16 protein-coding genes are annotated in these 20701 nt (G+C 64.1%); 11 read left to right on the top strand and 5 right to left on the bottom strand.

Going from position 1 to position 20701, the window contains the following annotated elements; all coding sequences use genetic code 11:
* Window positions 1-40: 40 nt before the first annotated feature.
* The 5 genes from V6767_RS12350 to V6767_RS12330 are packed head-to-tail and all read left to right on the top strand — an operon-like array spanning window position 41 to window position 5335.
* Window positions 41-1339, top strand: coding sequence for a carbohydrate ABC transporter permease (locus V6767_RS12350; protein WP_448473769.1), 1299 nt, complete (start codon window positions 41-43; stop codon window positions 1337-1339).
* Window positions 1339-2586: a carbohydrate ABC transporter permease gene (locus tag V6767_RS12345; RefSeq protein WP_448473768.1), complete on the top strand. Its 1248-nt coding sequence runs from the start codon at window positions 1339-1341 to the stop codon at window positions 2584-2586. Before V6767_RS12350 ends, V6767_RS12345 begins: the two co-directional genes overlap by 1 nt.
* Window positions 2583-3878, top strand: a complete 1296-nt coding sequence (locus V6767_RS12340; protein WP_448473767.1) for an MGH1-like glycoside hydrolase domain-containing protein — start codon at window positions 2583-2585, stop codon at window positions 3876-3878. The genes V6767_RS12345 and V6767_RS12340 overlap by 4 nt, the downstream gene beginning before the upstream one ends.
* Before the next feature lies 1 nt (window position 3879).
* A complete protein-coding gene (locus V6767_RS12335; RefSeq protein WP_448473766.1) occupies window positions 3880-4932 on the top strand; it encodes an ABC transporter ATP-binding protein in 1053 nt (350 codons plus the stop codon).
* A 43-nt stretch (window positions 4933-4975) separates the two neighbouring features.
* On the top strand, window positions 4976-5335 hold the full coding sequence (locus V6767_RS12330; RefSeq protein WP_448473765.1) for a VOC family protein: 360 nt from the start codon (window positions 4976-4978) through the stop codon (window positions 5333-5335).
* 3 nt (window positions 5336-5338) lie between these two features.
* Here V6767_RS12330 and V6767_RS12325 read toward each other — a convergent pair whose 3' ends face one another.
* On the bottom strand, window positions 5339-5794 hold the full coding sequence (locus tag V6767_RS12325) for a thermonuclease family protein (protein ID WP_448473764.1): 456 nt from the start codon (window positions 5792-5794) through the stop codon (window positions 5339-5341).
* A 56-nt stretch (window positions 5795-5850) separates the two neighbouring features.
* Window positions 5851-6093 carry a DUF1674 domain-containing protein gene (locus tag V6767_RS12320; protein ID WP_448473788.1) on the bottom strand — a complete coding sequence of 81 codons (243 nt, stop codon included), beginning with the start codon at window positions 6091-6093 and terminating at the stop codon, window positions 5851-5853.
* A 175-nt stretch (window positions 6094-6268) separates the two neighbouring features.
* On the opposite strand from V6767_RS12320, the gene htpX reads away from it, so the two are divergent.
* The 4 genes from htpX (at window position 6269) to purH (ending at window position 12123) form a co-directional block, all read left to right on the top strand.
* Window positions 6269-7216 (top strand): zinc metalloprotease HtpX, encoded by a 948-nt coding sequence (htpX, locus tag V6767_RS12315; RefSeq protein WP_448473763.1) that lies wholly within the window; start codon window positions 6269-6271, stop codon window positions 7214-7216.
* Window positions 7207-8571 carry an RsmB/NOP family class I SAM-dependent RNA methyltransferase gene (locus tag V6767_RS12310; protein ID WP_448473787.1) on the top strand — a complete coding sequence of 455 codons (1365 nt, stop codon included), beginning with the start codon at window positions 7207-7209 and terminating at the stop codon, window positions 8569-8571. The genes htpX and V6767_RS12310 overlap by 10 nt, the downstream gene beginning before the upstream one ends.
* Window positions 8572-8765: 194 nt before the next feature.
* Window positions 8766-10367 carry a heparinase II/III family protein gene (locus V6767_RS12305; RefSeq protein WP_448473762.1) on the top strand — a complete coding sequence of 534 codons (1602 nt, stop codon included), beginning with the start codon at window positions 8766-8768 and terminating at the stop codon, window positions 10365-10367.
* Between the two features lie 139 nt (window positions 10368-10506).
* Window positions 10507-12123 carry a bifunctional phosphoribosylaminoimidazolecarboxamide formyltransferase/IMP cyclohydrolase gene (gene purH / locus V6767_RS12300; RefSeq protein ID WP_448473761.1) on the top strand — a complete coding sequence of 539 codons (1617 nt, stop codon included), beginning with the start codon at window positions 10507-10509 and terminating at the stop codon, window positions 12121-12123.
* Here purH and V6767_RS12295 read toward each other — a convergent pair.
* Both V6767_RS12295 and V6767_RS12290 read right to left on the bottom strand, forming a co-directional pair.
* Window positions 12104-13489, bottom strand: coding sequence for an MFS transporter (locus tag V6767_RS12295; RefSeq protein WP_448473760.1), 1386 nt, complete (start codon window positions 13487-13489; stop codon window positions 12104-12106). The genes purH and V6767_RS12295 overlap by 20 nt on opposite strands.
* 64 nt (window positions 13490-13553) lie before the next feature.
* Window positions 13554-18335, bottom strand: a complete 4782-nt coding sequence (locus V6767_RS12290) for an NAD-glutamate dehydrogenase (RefSeq protein WP_448473759.1) — start codon at window positions 18333-18335, stop codon at window positions 13554-13556.
* A 212-nt stretch (window positions 18336-18547) separates the two neighbouring features.
* On the opposite strand from V6767_RS12290, the gene pdxY reads away from it, so the two are divergent.
* Entirely contained in the window at window positions 18548-19429 is an 882-nt protein-coding gene (pdxY, locus tag V6767_RS12285; RefSeq protein ID WP_448473758.1) for a pyridoxal kinase PdxY, read from the top strand.
* Between the two features lie 36 nt (window positions 19430-19465).
* On the top strand, window positions 19466-20107 hold the full coding sequence (locus tag V6767_RS12280; protein ID WP_448473757.1) for a carbonic anhydrase: 642 nt from the start codon (window positions 19466-19468) through the stop codon (window positions 20105-20107).
* Window positions 20108-20126: 19 nt separating this feature from the next.
* On the opposite strand, the gene V6767_RS12275 is transcribed toward V6767_RS12280, so the two are convergent.
* On the bottom strand, window positions 20127-20573 hold the full coding sequence (locus V6767_RS12275) for a metallopeptidase family protein (protein WP_448431452.1): 447 nt from the start codon (window positions 20571-20573) through the stop codon (window positions 20127-20129).
* Window positions 20574-20701: the final 128 nt, after the last annotated feature.

Here is a 20701-nt window from a genome sequence, read left to right as displayed (position 1 = left end):
CGCCGGACGCGCGAACAGTCTCCAGGCCGGAAACGATCGCATGACAGACACAACCGAAACGACGCTGAAGGGGCCGCCCAAGACCATAGGCCGCATGGCCAGGCGCGAGATGCGCTTTGCTTATTCCATGCTGGCGCCGACCTTCCTGATCGTGCTCGCGGTCGTGCTGATGCCGCTGATCGCCAATTTCTGGATCTCGTTCAAGCCGGTCCAGCTTTCCGACCTGCGCCCGCCGCAGCTCAACATCAACGAGCGCATTCGCGGCGATATCGAAAACGCCGGCGATGCGGTCGAACTCGAATATCGCCTCCGTAACACCTCGCAGGATGCCTCGATCTATGAGGCTGGCTTCGTCGACATCGTGCCCGATGGCCTGACGGTAACCGGCGTCGATGAGCGCTGCGTGGTCGAGGGCCGGCAGGTGAGCTGCACGCTCGGTGACCTGCCGCCCAAATTCCGCGACAGCATCCGCCTGCAAGTGATCGCCGACACCGCCTATCTTCAAACGCCCGTCAGCCCGCGCGACAGCGACCCGGCAGCCTTCGGCAGCGCGGAAAACATCCTGACCAATTTCGAGTTCACGCTCGACAATTTCGCGCGCATCTTTTCCTCGCAGGATTTCTGGAAGGTGCTGCGGGTCACCTTCTATTACACCGTGTTCGGCACGGCGAGCGCGTTGGTGCTGGGCCTGTTCGCAGCACAGCTTCTGAACCAGAGCTTCCGCGGGCGTACGGCGCTGCGCGGCCTGTTCCTGTTTCCCTATGTCGCGCCCGTCATTGCCGTCGCCTTCACCTGGGTCATTCTGCTCGACCCCTATTCGGGCACGCTCAACGCGCTTCTGGTGCGCTCCGGCATGATCGGCGCGCCGGTGGATTTCTTCGGCCAGCGCGATATCCCGATCTCTGTGTTCGGCCTCACCTTCAATTTCCCGGTGGCGCTGACGACGGTGATCGCGTTCGAGGCCTGGCGCTATTTCCCGCTGTCCTTCCTGTTCATCCTGGCGCGCATGCAGGCGCTTTCCACCGATGTCTACGAGGCGGCCGAGATCGACGGCGCGACGCCGCTGCAGCAGTTCTGGTACATCTCTCTGCCGCAGCTCGTCGGCATTCTGGCGGTGCTGTTCCTGCTGCGCTTCATCTGGACCTTCAACAAGTTCGACGACATCTTCCTTCTGACGGGTGGTGCTGCCGGCACGCGCACGCTGACCGTCGATGTCTATGAGCAGGCCTTTGCGGTTTCCAATCTCGGCGCGGGCGCTGCGGTCGCGGTCGTGGTGTTCGTCGTGCTTCTGGCGTTCGCGCTGCTGTTCTTCAAATTCTCACCGCAGGACGAGGGATGATGCGTATCGGAACCGGTTTCATCGCGGCCATCCTGCTCGGTGCCTTCTGGGGCGCGGTCTGGATGGTCGTCATCGGCCTGATCTACACGCTGTTTGCCGGCGAGGCGAGCGCGCCGCAGGTATGGGTGGCCGCCCTTGCAGGCGCGGTGGCCGCAGCGATCTACATACTATCGCCGGTGAAGACCCGCGACCGGCCGAAGGCGCGCGGCACACGGCTTAAGGCGATCGTGGCCATCGCCATCTTCGCGGTGCTGATGATCGTGACCTTCGGCGAGCCCTTCGGCCTGTCGCTGCTCTACTCCACGCTCTATCAGTTGATCGCGCTTGTCGCCTTCATCGCCGCCTTGTGCTGGTCGATCGTGGCGGCGCTTCATGATCAGCCGGCCGGCAATATCGGCCGCTATCACCTCGAAGTCGTGTTCCTGCGGTTCATGAAGGGCCTCGGGCTGACGCTGTTCACCATCGTCGTGGCCCTGCCCTTCTATGTAATGGTGATGACGAGCTTCAAGAGCCAGCAATCGCTGGTCTCCAATCCGCTCGACCTTTCCATCGACTTGTCGCAAGGGCTTTCCGGCCTGTTCAGCTCCTATATCGAGCTGTTCACCACCTATCACTTCGGCACGTTCCTGATGAATTCGGCGATCGTCTCTGTCGCCACCGTGGTGATCACGCTGGTCTTCGCCGTGCCCGGCGCCTATGCGGTGGCGCGGCTGCGCTTTCCCGGACAGAACTTCCTGTCCCGCTCTATCCTGCTGATCTACATGGTGCCGGCGATCGTGCTGGTGATCCCGCTCTATTCGGCCTTTTCGCAGATCGGCCTCAGAAACTCGCTGTTCGGGCTGATGATCGTCTATCCGGCCACCACCATTCCGGTCGCGCTCTACATGCTGCAGGGCTATTTCCGGGGCCTGCCCTCCGAACTGGAGGAGGCGGGCCTGATGGACGGGCTGAAGCGCCCGGGCGTGATCCTCAAGATCACCCTGCCGCTTGCCCTGCCAGCGCTCGCCTCCGTCGCGCTTTACGTCTTCATGATCGCCTGGAACGAGTTCCTGTTCGCTTTCATGTTCCTCGACGACATCAACATGTTCACGCTCTCGCGCGGCGTTGTCTCGCTCAATTCCTCGGAGGTCCCGCGCCAGCATCTGATGGCGGGCGCGGTGATCGCCACCGTGCCGGTGCTGTTCGTGTTCCTCTGGTTCGAACGCTTCCTGGTGGCCGGGCTGACGGCCGGCAGCGTGAAAGGATGAGCATGCATAGCTCGCTGAAACAACAGGCCATCGACATCCTCCGCATGAACGACCGCGGCGGTTACACCGTGCCCACCGCCCGGCTCTATCCCTATCAGTGGGAGTGGGATTCCGTGTTCGCGGCTCTCGGCTTCGCGACCTTCGACCGCGACCGGGCATGGCAGGAAATCGAAACGCTGTTTTCCGGCCAGTGGGCCGACGGCATGGTGCCGCACATCATTTTCCACAAGACCGACCCGGATTATTTCCCCGGCCCGGAAATGTGGAAATCCAACACCGCGCCGCCCTCCTCCGGCCATTCCCAGCCGCCGGTCGCCGCAAGCGCGATGCTGACGATGATGAAGACCGGCGGCGCGATGGACCGGGCGCGGGCCAAGGCGCTCTTCGAAAAGCTCGTCCGGTGGCATCGCTGGTTCCACACATACCGAGACCCGGATGAAACCGGCGTGGTCGGCATCGTCCACCCTTGGGAATCCGGCCGCGACAACTGCCCGGACTGGGATATCGGCATGGCGCAAGTGGCCGTGCCGGAGGATCTCGGCGACCTGCCGCGCCGCGACATCACCCATGTCAACCCGTCCGAACGCCCGACGGCGGAGCAATATAACCGCTATCTCGCCATCGTGAAATTCGGCCATGAATGCCGATGGGATCATCTGGAGATCGCCCGCAACGGCCCGTTCTTCATGGTCGACCCCTGCGTCCAGTTCGCCCTGATGCGGGGCGACCGCGACCTTGCCGAACTTGCCGGTGAATTCGGCGAGCCCGGCATCCGCGACGAATGCGAGGCGTGGCTGAAGCGCTCGAAGGCGGGCTGCGAAAGCTTCTGGAACGACGAGGTCGGCGGCTTCGTGGCCAAGGACCTGCGCTCCGGCGGGCTCTCGACAGCCTTCACCAATGCTTCCGCCATGGCGCTCTACGCCGATGCTGGCACCACCGAACAGCAGGCGCGCTCGGTGGCCGAAATCGCCGCCATCCTCGACAATTGCACCTATGGTTTCCCAAGCTGGGACCCGCGCGACGAGCGGTTCGAAAGCCGGCGCTATTGGCGCGGGCCTATCTGGTCCGTGGTCAACTGCATGATCGGCCTCGGCCTTGCCGAAAAGGGCGAGACGGCGCTTGCCGAACGGCTGAGAGCCGACACCCGCAAGGCGGTGGAAAAATCCGGCTTCTACGAATATTTCGACCCGCTTTCGGGTGAAGGACTGGGCGGCAAGCTGTTTACCTGGACGGCGGCCATCCATCTGGCCTGGGCCATGGGCGACGACATGCTGCAGGCGGAAGGAGACTGATATGGGCGCGATCAAGCTCGAAAACGTGGAAAAATGGTTCGGCGACCTGCAGGTCATCAAGGGCATCGACCTCGAGATTGCCGATGGCGAGTTCGTCATCTTCGTCGGCCCGTCGGGCTGCGGAAAATCGACGCTGCTCCGGATGATCGCCGGGCTCGAGGAGACCAGCCGCGGCCGCATCCTGCTCGACGGCGACGACGTCACAGACCGCCTGCCGTCGGAGCGCGGGCTTTCCATGGTGTTCCAATCCTACGCGCTCTATCCGCACATGAATGTGCGCGACAATATGGGCTTTTCGCTGAAGACCGCCGGCAGTCCGAAATCGGAAATCGAACAAAAGGTCGGCCGCGCCGCCGAAATCCTCAAACTCGACGATTATCTCGACCGCCGCCCCAAGGCGCTTTCCGGCGGCCAGCGTCAGCGGGTCGCGATCGGCCGCGCGATCGTGCGCGAGCCCAAGGGTTTTCTGTTCGACGAGCCGCTCTCCAATCTCGACGCGGCGCTCCGCGTCGAGATGCGCTTCGAGATTGCCCGCCTGCACGAAACGCTCGGCACCACGATGATCTACGTGACCCATGACCAGGTGGAGGCGATGACGCTTGCCGACCGGATCGTGGTGCTCAAGGACGGCAGGATCATGCAGATCGGGACGCCGCGCGAACTCTACGAAAAACCCGACAATTTGTTCGTGGCGCAATTCATAGGGTCACCGAAGATGAACATCATGCCGTGTACCGGCGGCGACGAGAAGTACGCCATCGAAGGCCATGGCGGCGGCGACCTGCCGGATGGCACAGGCGGGACACCGGCATCGCTCGGCATCCGTCCCGAACATATCGACGTCGTCGCCCCCGGCGAGGGGCAGGTCACCGGCAAAGTCGAGATCGACGAATATCTCGGCTCCGACACCTTCCTCTATGTCGATTGCGGCACAGCTGGCCGCCTGATCGTGCGCGTGGCGGAGATCGAGGCCGGCATGCGCGGAAAGGAGGTCGGGTTGAAATTCCGGCCGGAAAAATTACACTTTTTCGATGAATCGGGGGCCTCGATCTGACCCGGACGCATCGCCGGCCCCGTGAAAAAGCCAGGGAGGCGTCATGACCGTCAAACGGATCGTTGCCAACATCGCCACGCAGTCGATAACGGAGCGCCGCCGTTTCTATGAGGAATTGCTGGGGCTGAAGGCGGTGATGGATCACGGCTGGATCGTTACCCTGACATCCGACGAACGCGCGCTGGTGCAGATCGCCTTCGCGAGCGAAGGCGGTTCCGGCACGCCGGTGCCCGATCTTTCCATCGAGGTCGATGATCTTGACGAGGTCCTTGCCCGGGCGGAGGCGATGGGCCTTGCCCTCGCCTATGGTCCCGCCGAGGAACCCTGGGGCGTGCGTCGTTTCTTCGTGCGCGATCCCGATGGCCTGCTGCTCAACATCCTCGTCCACGCCGACGCTGCGTGAGCTTCAGGAAGACGGGCACACAAACGGCGTCTTGCGACCGCCGTCATAGGGCACCCCATAACCGCCGGTCAGCAGCAATGTTGTGAGATCGCCCTTCTCGGGCACGCCGACATCGGCCACCACGCGGCCGAAATATTTGTCGCCCGCGATCTCGCGCAGCTCCACCCGGTCGCCCTCGTTGAGCAGCGAGATCACATAGTCTTTCGCGATATTGGCCGCTTCCTTCTCGGCCCCGCAGGACGAGCGGAGTTCCGGCGTATCGACGCCGCGCACTCTGACAAGCGTCTCGATCACCTGCCCCGGCCAGGGCCGCGCCTCGACTGCGATTGTATCGCCATCCACAACGCGCACCACCTCAGCGCTCACCGGCCCCGCGAATATCTCGACGGCGCCAGCGACAGGCGGCAGCGACAGGAAAACGGTGCACAACAGCGCGCATGTGGAAAAGGGGCGATTCATGACAAAGGAATTTATTCCTTTGTTTCGACCACATCAATAGGAATTTTTACCCATAGTTAAAAATCGATTGCCCGGCCCTTGATCTCCCAGTCCCCGAAACGGGCCGGGTCGAGCCCACCACGCCCGCCAAGCTCGGTTGCCGGCTTGCCAGCCGCACTTGCGGCGTTGCGGCGGCGTTCCTCGGCCTCGGCCAAGGCCCGTTTTGCGGCCTCTGGCAGGTCGCGGTGCTGCGCATCCGGCTCATCGGCGGGCTTTTCCGGCGTCGACGTCAGCGCCGCCAGATCGGCTGCCGATGGCAGGCCGGCGATATCGTTTTCGTTGCTGTTGCCGTCGTTTCCGTCTGTCATGCCACGTCTCTCGTCAATCAAACCCTGCGTCGCCGCAATATTGATATATGCGCGACCATGCCCCAATTATAGGGCAAGCTTCAACCAATCTGAAGAGTTCCTCTTTGTCGCTTCAGGAGACCTGGACATGAATTTCGTTCGCACCGCCATGCTGCTTGCCGCGATGACGGCGCTGTTCATGGGCATTGGTTATATGCTTGGCGGCCAGAGCGGCATGGTGATCGCCTTCCTCGTGGCCGCCGCCATGAACGTTTTCTCCTACTGGAATTCAGACCGCATGGTGCTGAAAATGTACGGCGCCCAGGAGGTCGACGAGCGCACGGCGCCGGAATATTACGGCATGGTGCGCGAGCTTGTCGGCCGCGCCGGCCTGCCCATGCCCAAGGTCTATCTCTATGACAGCCCGCAGCCGAACGCCTTTGCCACCGGCAGGAACCCGCAACACGCCGCCGTCGCCGCCTCGACCGGCATCGTGAAAATGCTCTCGCGCGAGGAACTGGCCGGCGTGATGGCCCATGAGCTCGCCCACGTCCAGCATCGCGACACGCTGACCATGACGATTACCGCGACCCTTGCCGGCGCGATCTCCATGCTCGCCAATTTCGCCTTCTTCTTCGGGCGCGGGCGCGACAATCCGCTCGGCATTGTCGGCGTTCTGCTGATGATGATCGTCGCGCCCATGGCGGCAGCACTTGTGCAGATGGCGATCAGCCGCACCCGCGAATATTCGGCCGACCGGCGCGGCGGCGAGATCTGCGGCAATCCGATGGCGCTTGCCTCCGCGCTGCAGAAAATCCATCATGGGGCGCAGGCGATCCACAATGAACGTGCCGAGCGCAACCCGGCGACGGCGCATATGTTCATCATCAACCCGCTCTCGGGCCAGAACATGGACAATCTGTTTTCGACCCACCCCAACACTGAAAACCGGATCGCGGCACTGCGCGATCAGGCCGCAAGCATGGGGCAGACCTCGACGCAGGGCTACCGGCCTGCTACAGCGACCCGCAGATCGCAGTCGGTTCCCAATACCGGCAACGGCAATGAACCGCCCTTCAAAGGTCCCTGGTCTTGAATGATGACATGAAGCGGACGGCCCCGAAAAAGGACCGTCCGACCGATAAGCCCGGCTACGCCGCCCGCGCCGCCGCCTCCAAAATCCTCGCAGCCGTTGTCGACCGCAAGACGCCGCTCGATGGCATGATCGACACCGAGCACGGCAATGCCGCCTATCGCGCGCTCAGCCCCGCCGACCGGGCGCTCACCCGCGCGCTGGTGCTGACCACGCTGCGCCACAAGCCGATGATCGATCAGGCGATCGCCTCGCTGCTCGACCGTCCGCTGCCGGGCGGCGCGCGGGCGCTGTCGCATGTGCTGGCAATCGCCGCCGCCCAGATCCTTTATCTCGACGTGCCCGATCATTCCGCCGTCGATATCGCCGTGGAGCAGGCCAATGCCGATCCGCGCAACAAGCGCTTTGCCGGCCTCGTCAACGCCGTTCTGCGCGGCATGACGCGGCGCAAGGCGAAAATCCTGGACGAACTCGAAACCGTGAGCCCGATCCCCGACTGGTTCGCCGAGCGGCTGACCGCCGTCTATGGCGCGGATAAGGCCGCAGCCATCGGCCGTGCCCAGCTTCAGCCGCCGACGATCGATATCACCGTCAAGTCCGATCCGGAAGGCTGGGCCGCGCGGCTTGGCGGCACGGTGCTGTCCACCGGCACAATCCGCCTCGATGCGCCGTCGGGCGCAGTCTCCGACATGGACGGCTTTGCCGAGGGTGAATGGTGGGTGCAGGATGCCGCCGCCGCGATCCCCGCAACGCTGTTCGGCGATCTTTCGGGCCAGCGCGTTCTCGATCTCTGCGCCGCTCCCGGCGGCAAGACGGCGCAACTGATCATGCAGGGCGGCCAGGTGACCGCGCTGGAGCGCTCCAGGAGCAGGCTCCGGCGGCTGGAGCAGAACCTTTCCCGCTTGCAGCTTTCCGCCGAAACGATCGCCGCCGACATGATGGAGTACCAACCGGAAGCCCCGTTCGACGCCGCCCTTCTGGATGCCCCCTGCTCTTCCACCGGCACCGCGCGCCGGCATCCGGACGTGTTCTGGACCAAGGATTTCTCCGACATCGAGAAGCTTGCGGAGGTGCAATACGCCATGACGCGGCGCGCGCTCGGTCTGGTGCGCCCCGGCGGCATCGTGATCTTCTCCAACTGTTCGCTCGATCCGCTGGAGGGCGAGGCCGTTGTCGAGCGGCTTCTGGCCGATGGCGCGCCCGCCGAGCGCGCGGCCTTCCCGGCCGGAAGTCCGGAAGCGCTTGCGCCGTTTTTCGATGCCCACGGCGCGATCCGCACCACGCCGGCGGCCATGCTTGACGGCAAGACCGGGCTCGACGGCTTCTACGCCGTCGCACTCCGACGCACAGACGGGTAAGCAAAAACTGACAAAGCACAACCTGTTAAGCAAGTGTTCAGGCTCTTGCGCTACCCCGTAAGGTCGGGTCACGCCGGTTTCCGGCGAACGAAACAAACAAAAAGGGTCTGAAATTGGTTTTTCCGGGCGCGGAAATCGCACGATATGCCTTTCTGTACGCCGAGGAATCTCTCCGGCGTGCCAGGGCGGCCGTATTGTCGCTGCCATTGCCGCGCTGGCCCGGCGGCGCAACGCCGCAATTGCTGGTGGCCCCCACCGACCTGCGCATCGCCGATCCGCTGGAGGGCGAGGACATCGTCTCCGGCCGCTTCGCCTTTGCCGGCGAACTGCTGCTCACGGAAGGCCGGCCGCTGTTCTCCTGTGAAATGCCGAGCCCGAACTTCGAGCGAATCGTGTCCGGCTTCGGCTGGCTGAGGCATCTGAGGACCCAGCGCGACAGCAGCGCGAACGAGTTCGCCCGCGCTGCGGTGCTGAGCTTCCTGCGCCGCCACCGCACACGAACGGGGCCGAGCTTTGCGACGGAAACGGTGGCCACCCGGCTCAACGCCTGGCTCTGCCATTCCACCGTCATTCTCAAGGGCGCGGACGCCGCCTTCTACCGCCGTTTCATCGATGCCGTCATCAGCCACGAGCGCTTGCTGCGCCGGCGTTATCGCGGCATGGCGCGCGACGAATTGAAGCTGCAGGTGGCCATGACGCTCGCCATGGCCTCGATCAGCCTCGATCTTTCCGACCGGCGCAAGTCCGAAGCGCGACAAAGGCTCGACGACGAGCTTGCCCGTCAGATCCTGCCCGATGGCGGCCATGTCTCGCGCTGCCCCGATGCGCTGCTACGCCTTCTGCTCGGCCTGCTGCCGCTCAGGCAGACCTATATCAATCTGGAACAGCCGCTGCCCAAGCGCCTGCTCGCCAGCATCGACCGGGCCTATGCGGCGCTGAATTTCTTCCGCCACAGCGATGGCGAGCTTGCGCTCTTCAACGGCTCGGGCCGGGTGCCCTCCACCGCGCTTTCCGCGCTTCTGCGCTATGACGAGATCGGCAGCGCCGGTTTCAAGGCCCTGCCCCATACCGGTTTCCAGCGACTGGAGGCCGGCGGAACCGTGCTGATCGTCGATGCCGGCAAACCGCTTTCCGCGCATCTGTCGAAGACCGCCCATGCTGGCGCGACCGCCTTCGAACTGTCATCCGGCAGGAACCGTTTCATCGTCAATGCCGGCGTTCCCGCGGCCCCGCGCGGCGATGCGGCCCGCATGGCGCGCGCCACCGCCGCACATTCCACCGTCACGATCGACGACCACTCCTCGATCCGCTTCTCCCGCTCGGATTTTCTCGGCCCCGTCGCCTTCGGCGGTCTGCGCCATATCGCGGTTGAGCGGGATGAGGACGAGCGCGGCGATGACCGTCTCGTCATGCGCCATGACGGCTATCTGTCGCGCTTCCGGCTCTATTGCGAACGCAGCCTGACGCTGTCGCCGGACGGACGCACGCTGTCCGGCATCGACCGGTTTCGCCGCCCGCATGACGCCCTGCCGCTTGCGCGCGACGGCCATGTCGCCACCATCCGCTTCCACCTCCATCCGGCCATCTGGACGATGCGGGAAGATGCCGACACGATCTTCATGACCGCGCCGGACAATGAAAGCTGGCTGTTTTCCGCCCCGGGCTTTGCGCCTGAAATCGAAGACGACGTCTTCTTCGCCGCAAGCACGGGCGCCAGGGCCTCGCACCAGATCGTGATCACCGCCGACATCGCCGAACACGCCGACATCGCCTGGCAGTTCAAACGCCTGGACTGAGACGATCTCTTATAAGTGGACATAACGCCAAGCCCTCCAGGCAGCGGTTTATAATTCCCGCGCAGCATGCTAAAGCGCCGCAGGTATCCCCGAATTTCAGCGCTGCGGCCTCCGCAGCGACCGCCCGAAGGACATCGCCATGGCTGTCGCCTCCAAGAAAATTCCCGCACCCGATCTCGTGACCGTGAAAACCGCGCTGCTTTCGGTCTCCGACAAGAGCGGCATCGTCGAATTCGCAAGCGCGCTTGCGGCCCAGGGGATCAGGCTGCTGTCGACCGGCGGCACCCACAAGGCGCTCGCCGAGGCCGGCCTTGAGGTCACCGATGTTTCCGCCGTCACCGGCTTTCCCGAAATCATGGACGGGCGGGTCAAGACGCTGCATCCGAATGTCCATGGCGGCCTGCTGGCCATCCGCGACGACGAGGAGCATCAGGCGGCGATGCGCGAGCACGGCATTTCCGGCATCGATCTCGCGGTGATCAACCTCTATCCGTTCGAGGAGGTCCGCGCCGCCGGCGGCGATTATCCGACGACGGTGGAAAACATCGATATCGGCGGCCCGGCGATGATCCGCGCGGCGGCCAAGAACCACGCCTATGTCACGGTGATCACCGACCCCGCCGATTACGACGAGGTGCGCACGGCGATCGAAGCCGGCAACGGCGCCGTTCCCTATGCGCTTCGCCAGACGCTTGCCGCCCGCGCCTATGCCCGCACCGCCGCCTATGACGCCGCGATTTCCGGCTGGTTCGCCGAGGCGCTGTCGATCGAAAATCCGCGCCACATGACGCTTGGCGGCACGCTGCGCCAGGAAATGCGCTACGGCGAAAATCCGCACCAGTCGGCGGCCTTCTACGTCACCGGCGACAAGCGACCGGGCGTGGCGAACGCCGTGCAGCATCAGGGCAAGCAGCTTTCCTACAACAATATCAACGACACCGACGCCGCCTTCGAGCTGGTCGCGGAGTTTCCGCCGGAAATGGCCCCCGCCTGCGCCATCATCAAGCATGCCAATCCCTGCGGCGTGGCGCGGGCCGGGACGCTGACCGAGGCCTACAAGCGGGCGCTTGCCTGCGACAGCCAGTCGGCCTTCGGCGGCATCGTCGCGCTCAACGGCACGCTCGATGCCGAGACCGCGTCGGAAATCGTGAAGCTGTTCACCGAGGTGATCATCGCGCCCGACGCCGATGAGGCCGCCCGTGAAATCCTCGCCGCCAAGAAGAACCTGCGCCTGCTCACCACCGGCGGCCTGCCGGACCCGCGCGCGCGCGGCGTGAATTTCAAGACCGTTGCCGGCGGCTTCCTGGTGCAGTCGCGCGATACCTCGATGATCGACGAGATCGCCCTCAACGTGGTCACCGAACGCGCGCCGACCGATCGCGAGCTGGAAGACATGAAGATGGCCTTCGCGATCGCCAAGCACGTCAAGTCGAACGCGATCGTGTACGTCAAGGACGGCCAGACCGCCGGCATCGGCGCCGGCCAGATGAGCCGCATCGACAGTGCCCGCATTGCTGGCATCAAGGCAGAGGAAGCCGCGAAAGCCGCCGGCTGGCCCGAGCCGATGACGCGCGGTTCGGCGGTCGCCTCGGAAGCCTTCTTCCCGTTTGCGGACGGGCTGCTTTCGGCCGTTGCCGCCGGGGCCACCGCCGTGATCCAGCCAGGCGGATCGATCCGCGATCAGGAGGTGATCGACGCCGCCAACGCCAATGGCGTGGCGATGGTGTTCACAGGCGTCAGGACTTTCCGTCACTGACGGCCACGGCCGCCGGCACGAACAGCGCCAGCCCCGCGACCAGAAAAACAAGCAGGCTCGCCATGCCGATATTCGGCGAGCCCGTCCAGCTTGTGAGCACCGCGAAGCCCGCGGTCGCCATGAAGCTCGTCAGCCGGCCCGTGAGCGAGAACAGGCCGAAGAAGCGGCCGGCTTCAGCGCGGTCCACCGCCCGCGCCAGAAACGCGCGCGAGCCCGCCTGCACGGGCCCGAATGCCAGGCCGATGATCACGCCGTAGAACAGGAATGCCCTCTCCGCGCCGGACGAGAACAGCCCGTGACCAGCCGGCGCAAGCGGCACTAGGCCGAACGCCGTGGCATCGACGCTTGTGGACACCACGCCCAGGGTCGCGAAGATCAGCATCGACAGCGTGACGATCACCACCCGCCCCGCACTGAGGCGATGCCCGAGGCGGGCGGCGCAAAAGCAGCCGAAAATGGCGGCGACGTTGAGGATCATGCCGTAGATGCCGATCTCGGTGATCGACCAGTCGAACATCGAGGCGGCAAACGCGCCGCCGAGGATCAGCAGGCCGTTGAGCCCGTCCATATAGAGCATGCGCGCGATAAAGAAGCTGAACAGCGCCGGACGCTTCCTGAGGCTTAAAAGGGTCGCGAAAAAGTCTGCAAGCCAGCCCTTCAGCCGCCGGCCCGCCGCGCCGGTCTTCACATGGTCGGGCGTCAGCAGGATCATCGGCATCAGAAACACCAGATACCACAGCGCCGAAAGCGGTCCGGCAAGGCGCGCCGGCTCGCCTTCGACCGCCGACAGCCCGAACAGCGGCGGCTTGCCTAGGATGGTGAGGCCGGTATCGGGGTCTGCGGACAGGAACAGCAGGAACAGGATGAGGAAGATCATGCCGCCGAGATAGCCGAGCCCCCAGGCATCGTTGGAAATCCGGGTGATCGCGCCCCGCTCGACCAGCCGGGGCAGCATGGCGTCGTTGAAGACCACCGAGAGCTCGGCCGCCACCGTGGCGAGCACGATCATCACCGCCGGCCAGAAATAGCCGCTCCCCGGCGCGGCCTGCCAGAGCATGCAAAGGGCTGCGATCTGGACGATGGCGAGGCTGCCGATGAAGCGCTTGTTGCCGCCGGTTGAATCCGACAGCGCGCCGGCCAGCGGGGCGGTGAGCGCGATCACGACGCCCGCCACCGTCGCCGCATTCGCCCAGGCCGTCTGGCCCGCGACCTTGTCCGGACCGAGCGAGGCCACGAAATAGGGGCCGAAGATGAAGGTGATGATCACCGTGAAGAAGGGCTGCGCCGCCCAGTCGAAAAACATCCAACCAAGGATTCCCGACCGGCCCGCCGCGCGTTCGTCCGCCTCGCCCTCAGCCAGCGCCATCGTCTCGCCCCCATTCCTGCCTGCCCCTATCCGATAGAATGACGGCAGGTCTGGCGCAAGCCCGTCAGACGAGATCGCGCGCGAGATCGCTGAGCAGGCCGGCCGCCACGGTCGTCTTGGCGATGGTCGGATCGCCCGACGCCGCGAGACGCGAGAGCTGGTCGGTGACCTGCAACACCCGCTGGGCATGCGCCTCGCGCCAGGCCTCGACGGGTTCCTCCGCATCGCCGTGACCGATCAGCGCATTGGCGGCGAGATCGCGGCGGCTTGCGGAAATCTGGTCCATGGAGCGGGCGAGCGCGAGCGAATCGTAGAAGTCGGTCGGGCTCATCCGGGCTGCCGCCGAGAGCAGCGGCGAGACGTAGAACATCCGCGTCACCTCGAAATAGGCCCTGGCGGCCTTTTCCAGGCTGTGGCCGCTGCGGCTTGCGATCTGCAGCGCCTCCGGCACGAACATCATCGCCAGATGATGCGCGAGCCGCCGCGACAGCGCCTCCGGCACGCCCGCCTGCCGCCAGCCCGCCTCCTGGTCCGCCAGCCACTCGGCCCGCGCCTCCGGCAGCAGGCCCTCGATATCCGACTCGAACAGCGAGAAGGCGTCGCGCAGCTTCGCGACCGAACCGGCGATATCGCCCTCGGCAAGGCCGTTGCGCAGCAACAGATGCGTCAAAATCCGGAACAGATAACGAAGCTGCGCATAGATCGCGTTTTGGACATCGCCGTCGATCGTGCCGTCCAGCGCATGGACCGCGTCCCAGACCTCGTCCATCGCGAAACCATCGCGGGCGATGATCGCGGCCTTGACCACCTCGGCCGGCGTCGCCGCCGTCATATCGCAGGCGTTGATCACGAATTCCGGACCACCGCGATTGATCACGTCATTGGCAAGCCCGGTGGAGATGATCTCGCGGCGCAGTCGATGGCCGGCGATATCATCGGAAAACGCCTTGCGCATCCGCTCCGGGAAATAGCCGTAGAGCACCGGCTCCATATAGGGATCGTCCGGCAGGTCGCTTTCCAGAATCTGGTCGAACAGCACGATCTTGCCATAGGAGAGCAGCACGCCGGTTTCGGCCCGGGTCATCGCCTGATCGGCTTGCCGGCGCGTCTTCAGCGCCTCCTCGTCCGGCAGCATTTCCACGGCGCGATCGAGATGGCCCTCGCGCTCCAGCACGTCCATCATCCGCGACAGCGACAGCAGGCTCTGCAACCCCTCGCGGGTGCTGAGCGAGATCGCCAGCGTCTGGAGATAGTTGTTTTCGAGCACGATTTCGGCCACCGCCTCGGTCATCTCCGCCAGCAGGTGGTCGCGGTCCTCGCGCGAAAGCCGGCCGGCGCGCATTGCGGAGGCCAGCGCGATCTTGATGTTGACCTCGACGTCGGAGCAGTTGACGCCGGCGGAATTATCGATGGCGTCGGAATTGCAGCGCCCGCCCTTCAGCCCAAAGGCGATGCGGCCCTTCTGGGTGACGCCGAGATTGGCGCCCTCGCCGATCACCTTGACGCGAAGCTCGTTGGCATTGATGCGGATCGCGTCATTGCCGCGATCGCCGACCTCGGCATTGGTCTCGCCGGCGGCCTTGATATAGGTGCCGATGCCGCCGAACCAGAGCAGATCGACCTCGCTCTTGAGGATCGCGGTCATCACATCGAACGGCGAATACTCCTCCGCCTTGAGACCAATCGCGGCCGCCGCCTCGGGCGTCAGCCGGACCGATTTCTCGTTGCGGGAGATGATCATCCCGCCCGCAGACAGCTTCTCCCGGTCATAATCCTGCCAGCTCGAACGTGGCAGGTCGAATAGCCGCTTGCGCTCGGCAAAGCCGGTTGCCGGATCGGGGTTCGGGTCGATGAAGATATCGCGGTGGTCGAAGGCGGCCACCAGCCGGATCTGTTCCGACAGCAGCATGCCGTTGCCGAAGACATCGCCCGACATGTCGCCGACGCCCGCCACGGTGAACGGCGTGGTCTGGATATCGATGTTCATCTCGCGGAAATGCCGCTTGACCGCCTCCCAGGCGCCGCGCGCGGTGATGCCCATCTTCTTGTGGTCGTAACCGGCCGAGCCGCCGGAGGCGAAGGCATCGTCGAGCCAGAAGCCCGCTTCCTGCGCCAGCGCGTTGGCGGTGTCGGAGAAGGTCGCCGTGCCCTTGTCGGCGGCGACGACGAAATAGGGATCGTCCTCGTCGGCGCGCACCGTGTCCTTCGGCGGCACCACCTCGCCGTCGATGATGTTGTCGGTGATCGAAAGCAGTGTCCGGATATAGCTCTTGTAGGCCTCGCGGCCGGCGTTGAACACCTCCTCGCGGCTGCCGCCGATCGGGAGGTTCTTCGGGTAGAAGCCACCCTTGGCGCCGACCGGCACGATCACGGCGTTCTTCACCTGCTGGGCCTTGACCAGCCCCAGCACCTCGGTGCGGTAGTCCTGGCCGCGATCCGACCATCTGAGACCGCCGCGCGCGACCTTGCCGAAGCGCAGATGCACGCCTTCCACCTGCGGACCGTAAAGATAGACCTCTCGGAACGGCCTTGGCTGCGGCAGGATGGCAAGCGACTGCGAGGCGAACTTGAAGGCGAGGTTTGGCCGCGGCGCGCCATTCTCGTCGGTCTGGAAATAGTTAGTCCTGAGCGTCGCGTCGATCAGCTTGACGAACAGCCGCAGAATGCGGTCGTCATCGATATTCGGCACGCCCTCCAGCCCTTCCGTGATCGTGCCGCGCGCGCTTTTCATGCCGTCGCTGCGGGCGTCATCGGAGAGCGCCGGATTGAAGGCGGTCTCGAACATGGAAAACAAGGCCCGCGCGATCACCGGATACTGGCAGAGCGAATTGGCGATGTAATCGCCGGTGTAGTTGACGCCGGCCTGGCGCAGATATTGCGCATAGGCGCGCAGCACGTTGGCCTGACGCCCGCTGAGCCGCGCCAGCAGAACCAGCCGGTTGAAGCTGTCATTGCTGATCGCGCCCTGAAAGGCGTCGACGAAGGCTTCCTCAAGCCGGTCGCCATCGGCCTCCAGATCGACATCGCTTTCGACCAGCAGCTCCATGTCATGAAGGACAACCTCGATGCTGGCCGCGCCGCTTTCGGCATATTCCAGTTCGAAGGTCCGCTCCGAGACGACGGAGAAGCCGAGATTTTCCAGAAGCGGCACGCGGCGCGACAATGGTACATGAGAACCGCCATGGAATATCTTGAGACGGAGCACCTCTGCCTCGTCCTCATGCCGGTCGCGGTAGAAATCGATGCGCATGCCTTTCTTGGCCGCGTCACCGATCAGACCGAGATCGGCATAGGCCTCGTCCGGGGAGAAGGCCTCGTGATAGGCCTCGTTGGCCTCGATCTCCGGCGCGCCGGGCCCGGACAGTTCCTTGAACCGTTCCGTCCAGTCGGCGGCAAGCCTTGTGACCTCGGCCTCAAGTTCGGCCTGCGGCACGTCCGGCGTCTTGTCCATGCTGCGCCGGCCGATGATGAAATGCACCCGCGCCGAACGCCCCTCAGGGAATGACGGATAATAGGCGGACACGCGGCCCTTGTAAACGCTGGCCAGATAGTCGCCGATCTTCTCGCGCAGGCGGGAATCGTAAAGGTTGCGCGGCACATAGACGAGCACCGAGACGAAACGGTCGAAATTGTCGATCCGGCTCAGCACCCGGATGCGCGGCCTGTCGGCAATCGCCATGATCTGCTCGCAGAAATCGGCAAGCAGCGGCACCGGGGCCTGGAACAGTTCGTCGCGCGGATAGGATTCCAGAATGTTCTGCAGCATCCGCCCCGCATGGCTCTTCGGTTCGTAACCGAAGCGGCGGGTGACATCCGCGATCTTGGCGCGCAAGAGCGGTATGCGCACCGCCGACTGGGTATAGGCGGTGAAGGTGAACAGGCCGACGATCCTGAGCTCGCCAACCACCTCGCCGTTTTCACCGAAACGCTTGACGCCGATATAATCCATATAGGCGCGGCGGTGAACCGTGGAGGTGGTGTTAGCCTTGGTCACCAGAAGCAGTTTCGGACTTTCCAGAAAGCCGATGATTTCCGGCGTCGAGACCACAGGATTGGGGCCGCGCCGCAGCACCCGCATTTCCGGATCGGAGAGGATGCCGATCGCCGCATCCGGCACATGCTCGACCCGCGCGCCGTCCGCATCCTTGAGATAGACAAGCTCGCGCATGCCGAGGAAGGTGAAATTGCCATCACGCAGCCAGGCGAGAAAGGCAAGCGCCTCCTCCCGCGCATCCGCGACGGCAGCCGGGGCGCGGGTTTTGATTTCGTTCATCGCGGTTTCGAGCTTGGCGAGCATTTCCGGCCAGCCGGCGACCGCGAGGCGAACATGGTTCAGGATATATTCGAGCTGCCCCTTCAGCCGCGCGCGCGTTTCCGGCGCGAGCTGGCGGACATGGACCTGGACATGGCTGATGCGATCGTCCTCGGCATGCTCGACATCGGATGAGAACGCCACCGGCGCCTGTCCCGGCGCAACAACCAGGATCGGGTGGACGGCCAACATGAAATCATTGGTGAATTCCGCGATCTCCGCCATTACCGAATCATAGATGAACGGCATGTTGCGGTCGGTGACCGTTATCACGTCGGTTGCGATGCCTTGCGGAACGATGCCTTCGACCGCGCCGATCGTGACCCGCGCGTCGCCGCCGTCATAGGCCGCGATCTCGTCAGCCGCGTGGTATGCCGCAGCGGCGATCGCTTCGGGCGTGTAGCGCTCCAGATCCTCGGGACTGGCATGGTCGAACATGAAAGCCGGGTTGATGTAAGCCTTGTTGGCCTCCCTGGCGAGGCGCTCGGCCTGCTGCATCAGGGACTTGCGCTTCTGATCGGCTTTGGTGTCCATGTTTCCTCCAGCTTATTTTATGTCAGCGGATCGAGCCGCTATTTTGGGCGATTTTCCGCGCCATTGGGATACCGTTTAAAGCCGCGGCCATGACAGCCGCTTGACAGCTTGCTCCAATAGGCGATTTAGAGCGTAATTGAGGCGAATGACAAAACAATTTCGCCATTTTATCGTTTTGGTTGCATTCAGCCCAGGCATCAACGGGACCCATTATGACATTCGACATCCCCGACGGCGCCGTTATCGCGATTTCAAGCTACGTCATGCGCGGCAAGATTGGCAACCGCGCCATCGTCTTTGCACTTGAATCTCTGGGCTACGAGACCTGGGCCGTGCCCACCGTCGTGCTGCCCTGGCATCCGGGACACGGGCGGGCGACACGGCTGCAATTTGAAGGCGAGGCTTTCGCGACGGCGCTGCACGAACTCGGCGAAAGCCGCTGGCGCGGCGAGGTTCGCGCCGTCATCAGCGGCTATCTCGCCAGCGCGGCGCAGGCCGATGCGATCGCGAAACTGGTGGAAAACCTGCGCGCCGAAAAACCCGACCTCATCTATCTCTGCGATCCCGTGATCGGCGATGAGGGCGGGCTTTATGTCGGCGAAGACACCGCCCGCGCGATCCGCGACCGGCTTCTGCCGCTCGCCGATATCGCGACGCCCAACCGATTCGAACTCGCCTGGCTTTCAGGGCGCACGCTTGAAGACAATACGGCCGCAATCGATGCAGCACTTGCGCTCGGGCCGGCGGAAGTCGTGGTCACCTCGGCGCATTCCATGCTGAAGCAGGGCGCGGCGGCGCTGTTCGTCGATCGCAGGCAGGCGCTGCTTGCCGAGCATCAGCGCGTCGACAACCCGCCGAACGGGCTCGGCGACCTGTTCTCCGCGCTATTTCTGGCCGCAAGGCTCGCCGGCAAGCCGCCGGCCGAGGCGCTTGAAAAATCGACCGCATCCGTCTTCGAGACCCTGACGCGCGCGATGCGCGAAGGCGCTGACGAGTTGATGCCCGAAAAGGACGCGCAAAGCCTGAGGGCGCCCTTCGCGAAAATTGGCCTCCGTCAATTGATGCATCCCTCGCGGCGACGTAAAAGAAACTGACGCGCTGGCACGGCGCCCGAAAATAAGGACGGCAGAATGACGGACTCTTTCCCGAAACCCCTTCTCGACGGCTACAAGCACTTCATGTCCGGACGCTATGTCGAGGAGCGCACGCGCTATCGCCAGCTAGCCGAGGAAGGGCAGAAGCCGCAGACCCTGTTCATCGCCTGCTGCGATTCCCGCGCAGCACCCGAGATGATCTTCGATGCCAGCCCGGGCGAGCTGTTCGTGGTGCGCAATGTCGCCAATATGGTGCCGCCCTATGAGCCGGACGGCCAGTATCACGGCACGTCCGCCGCGCTCGAATTCGCGGTCGAGGGGCTGAAGGTCAAGAATATCGTGGTGCTCGGCCATGGCCGCTGCGGCGGCATTCATGCAGCGCTTTCACCCAACGCCGATCCGCTGTCGCCGGGAGACTTCATCGGCAAGTGGACCAATCTGCTGAAGCCCGCCGCCGCCCAGATCAATTCCAACTCGATCATGACGGAAGGCGAGCGCCAGACCGCGCTGGAGCGGATTTCGATCCGCAACTCGCTCGCCAATCTGCGTTCCTTCCCGAATGTGAAGGAGGCCGAGAAACAGGGCAAGCTGAAGCTCTACGGCGCCTGGTTCGACATTTCATCGGGCGAATTGTGGGTGATGGACAACAAGACCGGCGATTTCATCCGCCCGGATTGATGAGAGAGCGTCCGGCGCATCAGCGCCGGGCGTCGTCCGCGTCGTCGTCGACGCTTGCCTCGATCCGCTCCATGTCGTCATCCGACAGGCCGAAATGGTGGCCGATCTCGTGGATCAGAACATGGCTGACGATATCGCCCAGCGTCTCCTCGTTTTCGGCCCAGTAATCGAGGATCGGCCGGCGATAGAGCGTGATCCGGTTGACCATCTCGCCGGTTTCCATGGTGAAACGCTCCGAAACGCCGCGGCCTTCGAACAGGCCGAGCAGATCGAACGGGGTTTCCAGCGCCATGTCCTCGAAGATCTCGTCGCTCGGAAAATCGGCGATCTCGATCACGAGGTCGCCGGTCAGCGCCCGAAACGCCTCGGGCAATCTGGCATAGGCCTCGATCGCAAGCGACTCCACGCTCTCGAGACTGGGCGAATAGCGCCCCTGCCAGTCCTCGCTTTTGTTTTCAATCGCCATATGAGCTCCTTCGTCCGGCCCATATAGGCCTTTTCGCCGGAGATTTCGAGCAAAGATTATGCCGGCATCGCCGCGCCGGATCGACTTGGCGCGCCGGGCGCGAAAATGTCGTCCGCAAACCGATCGGA

The organism is Martelella sp. FLE1502, assembly GCF_053484255.1.
This window is presented reverse-complemented; position numbering and strand designations above follow the sequence as displayed.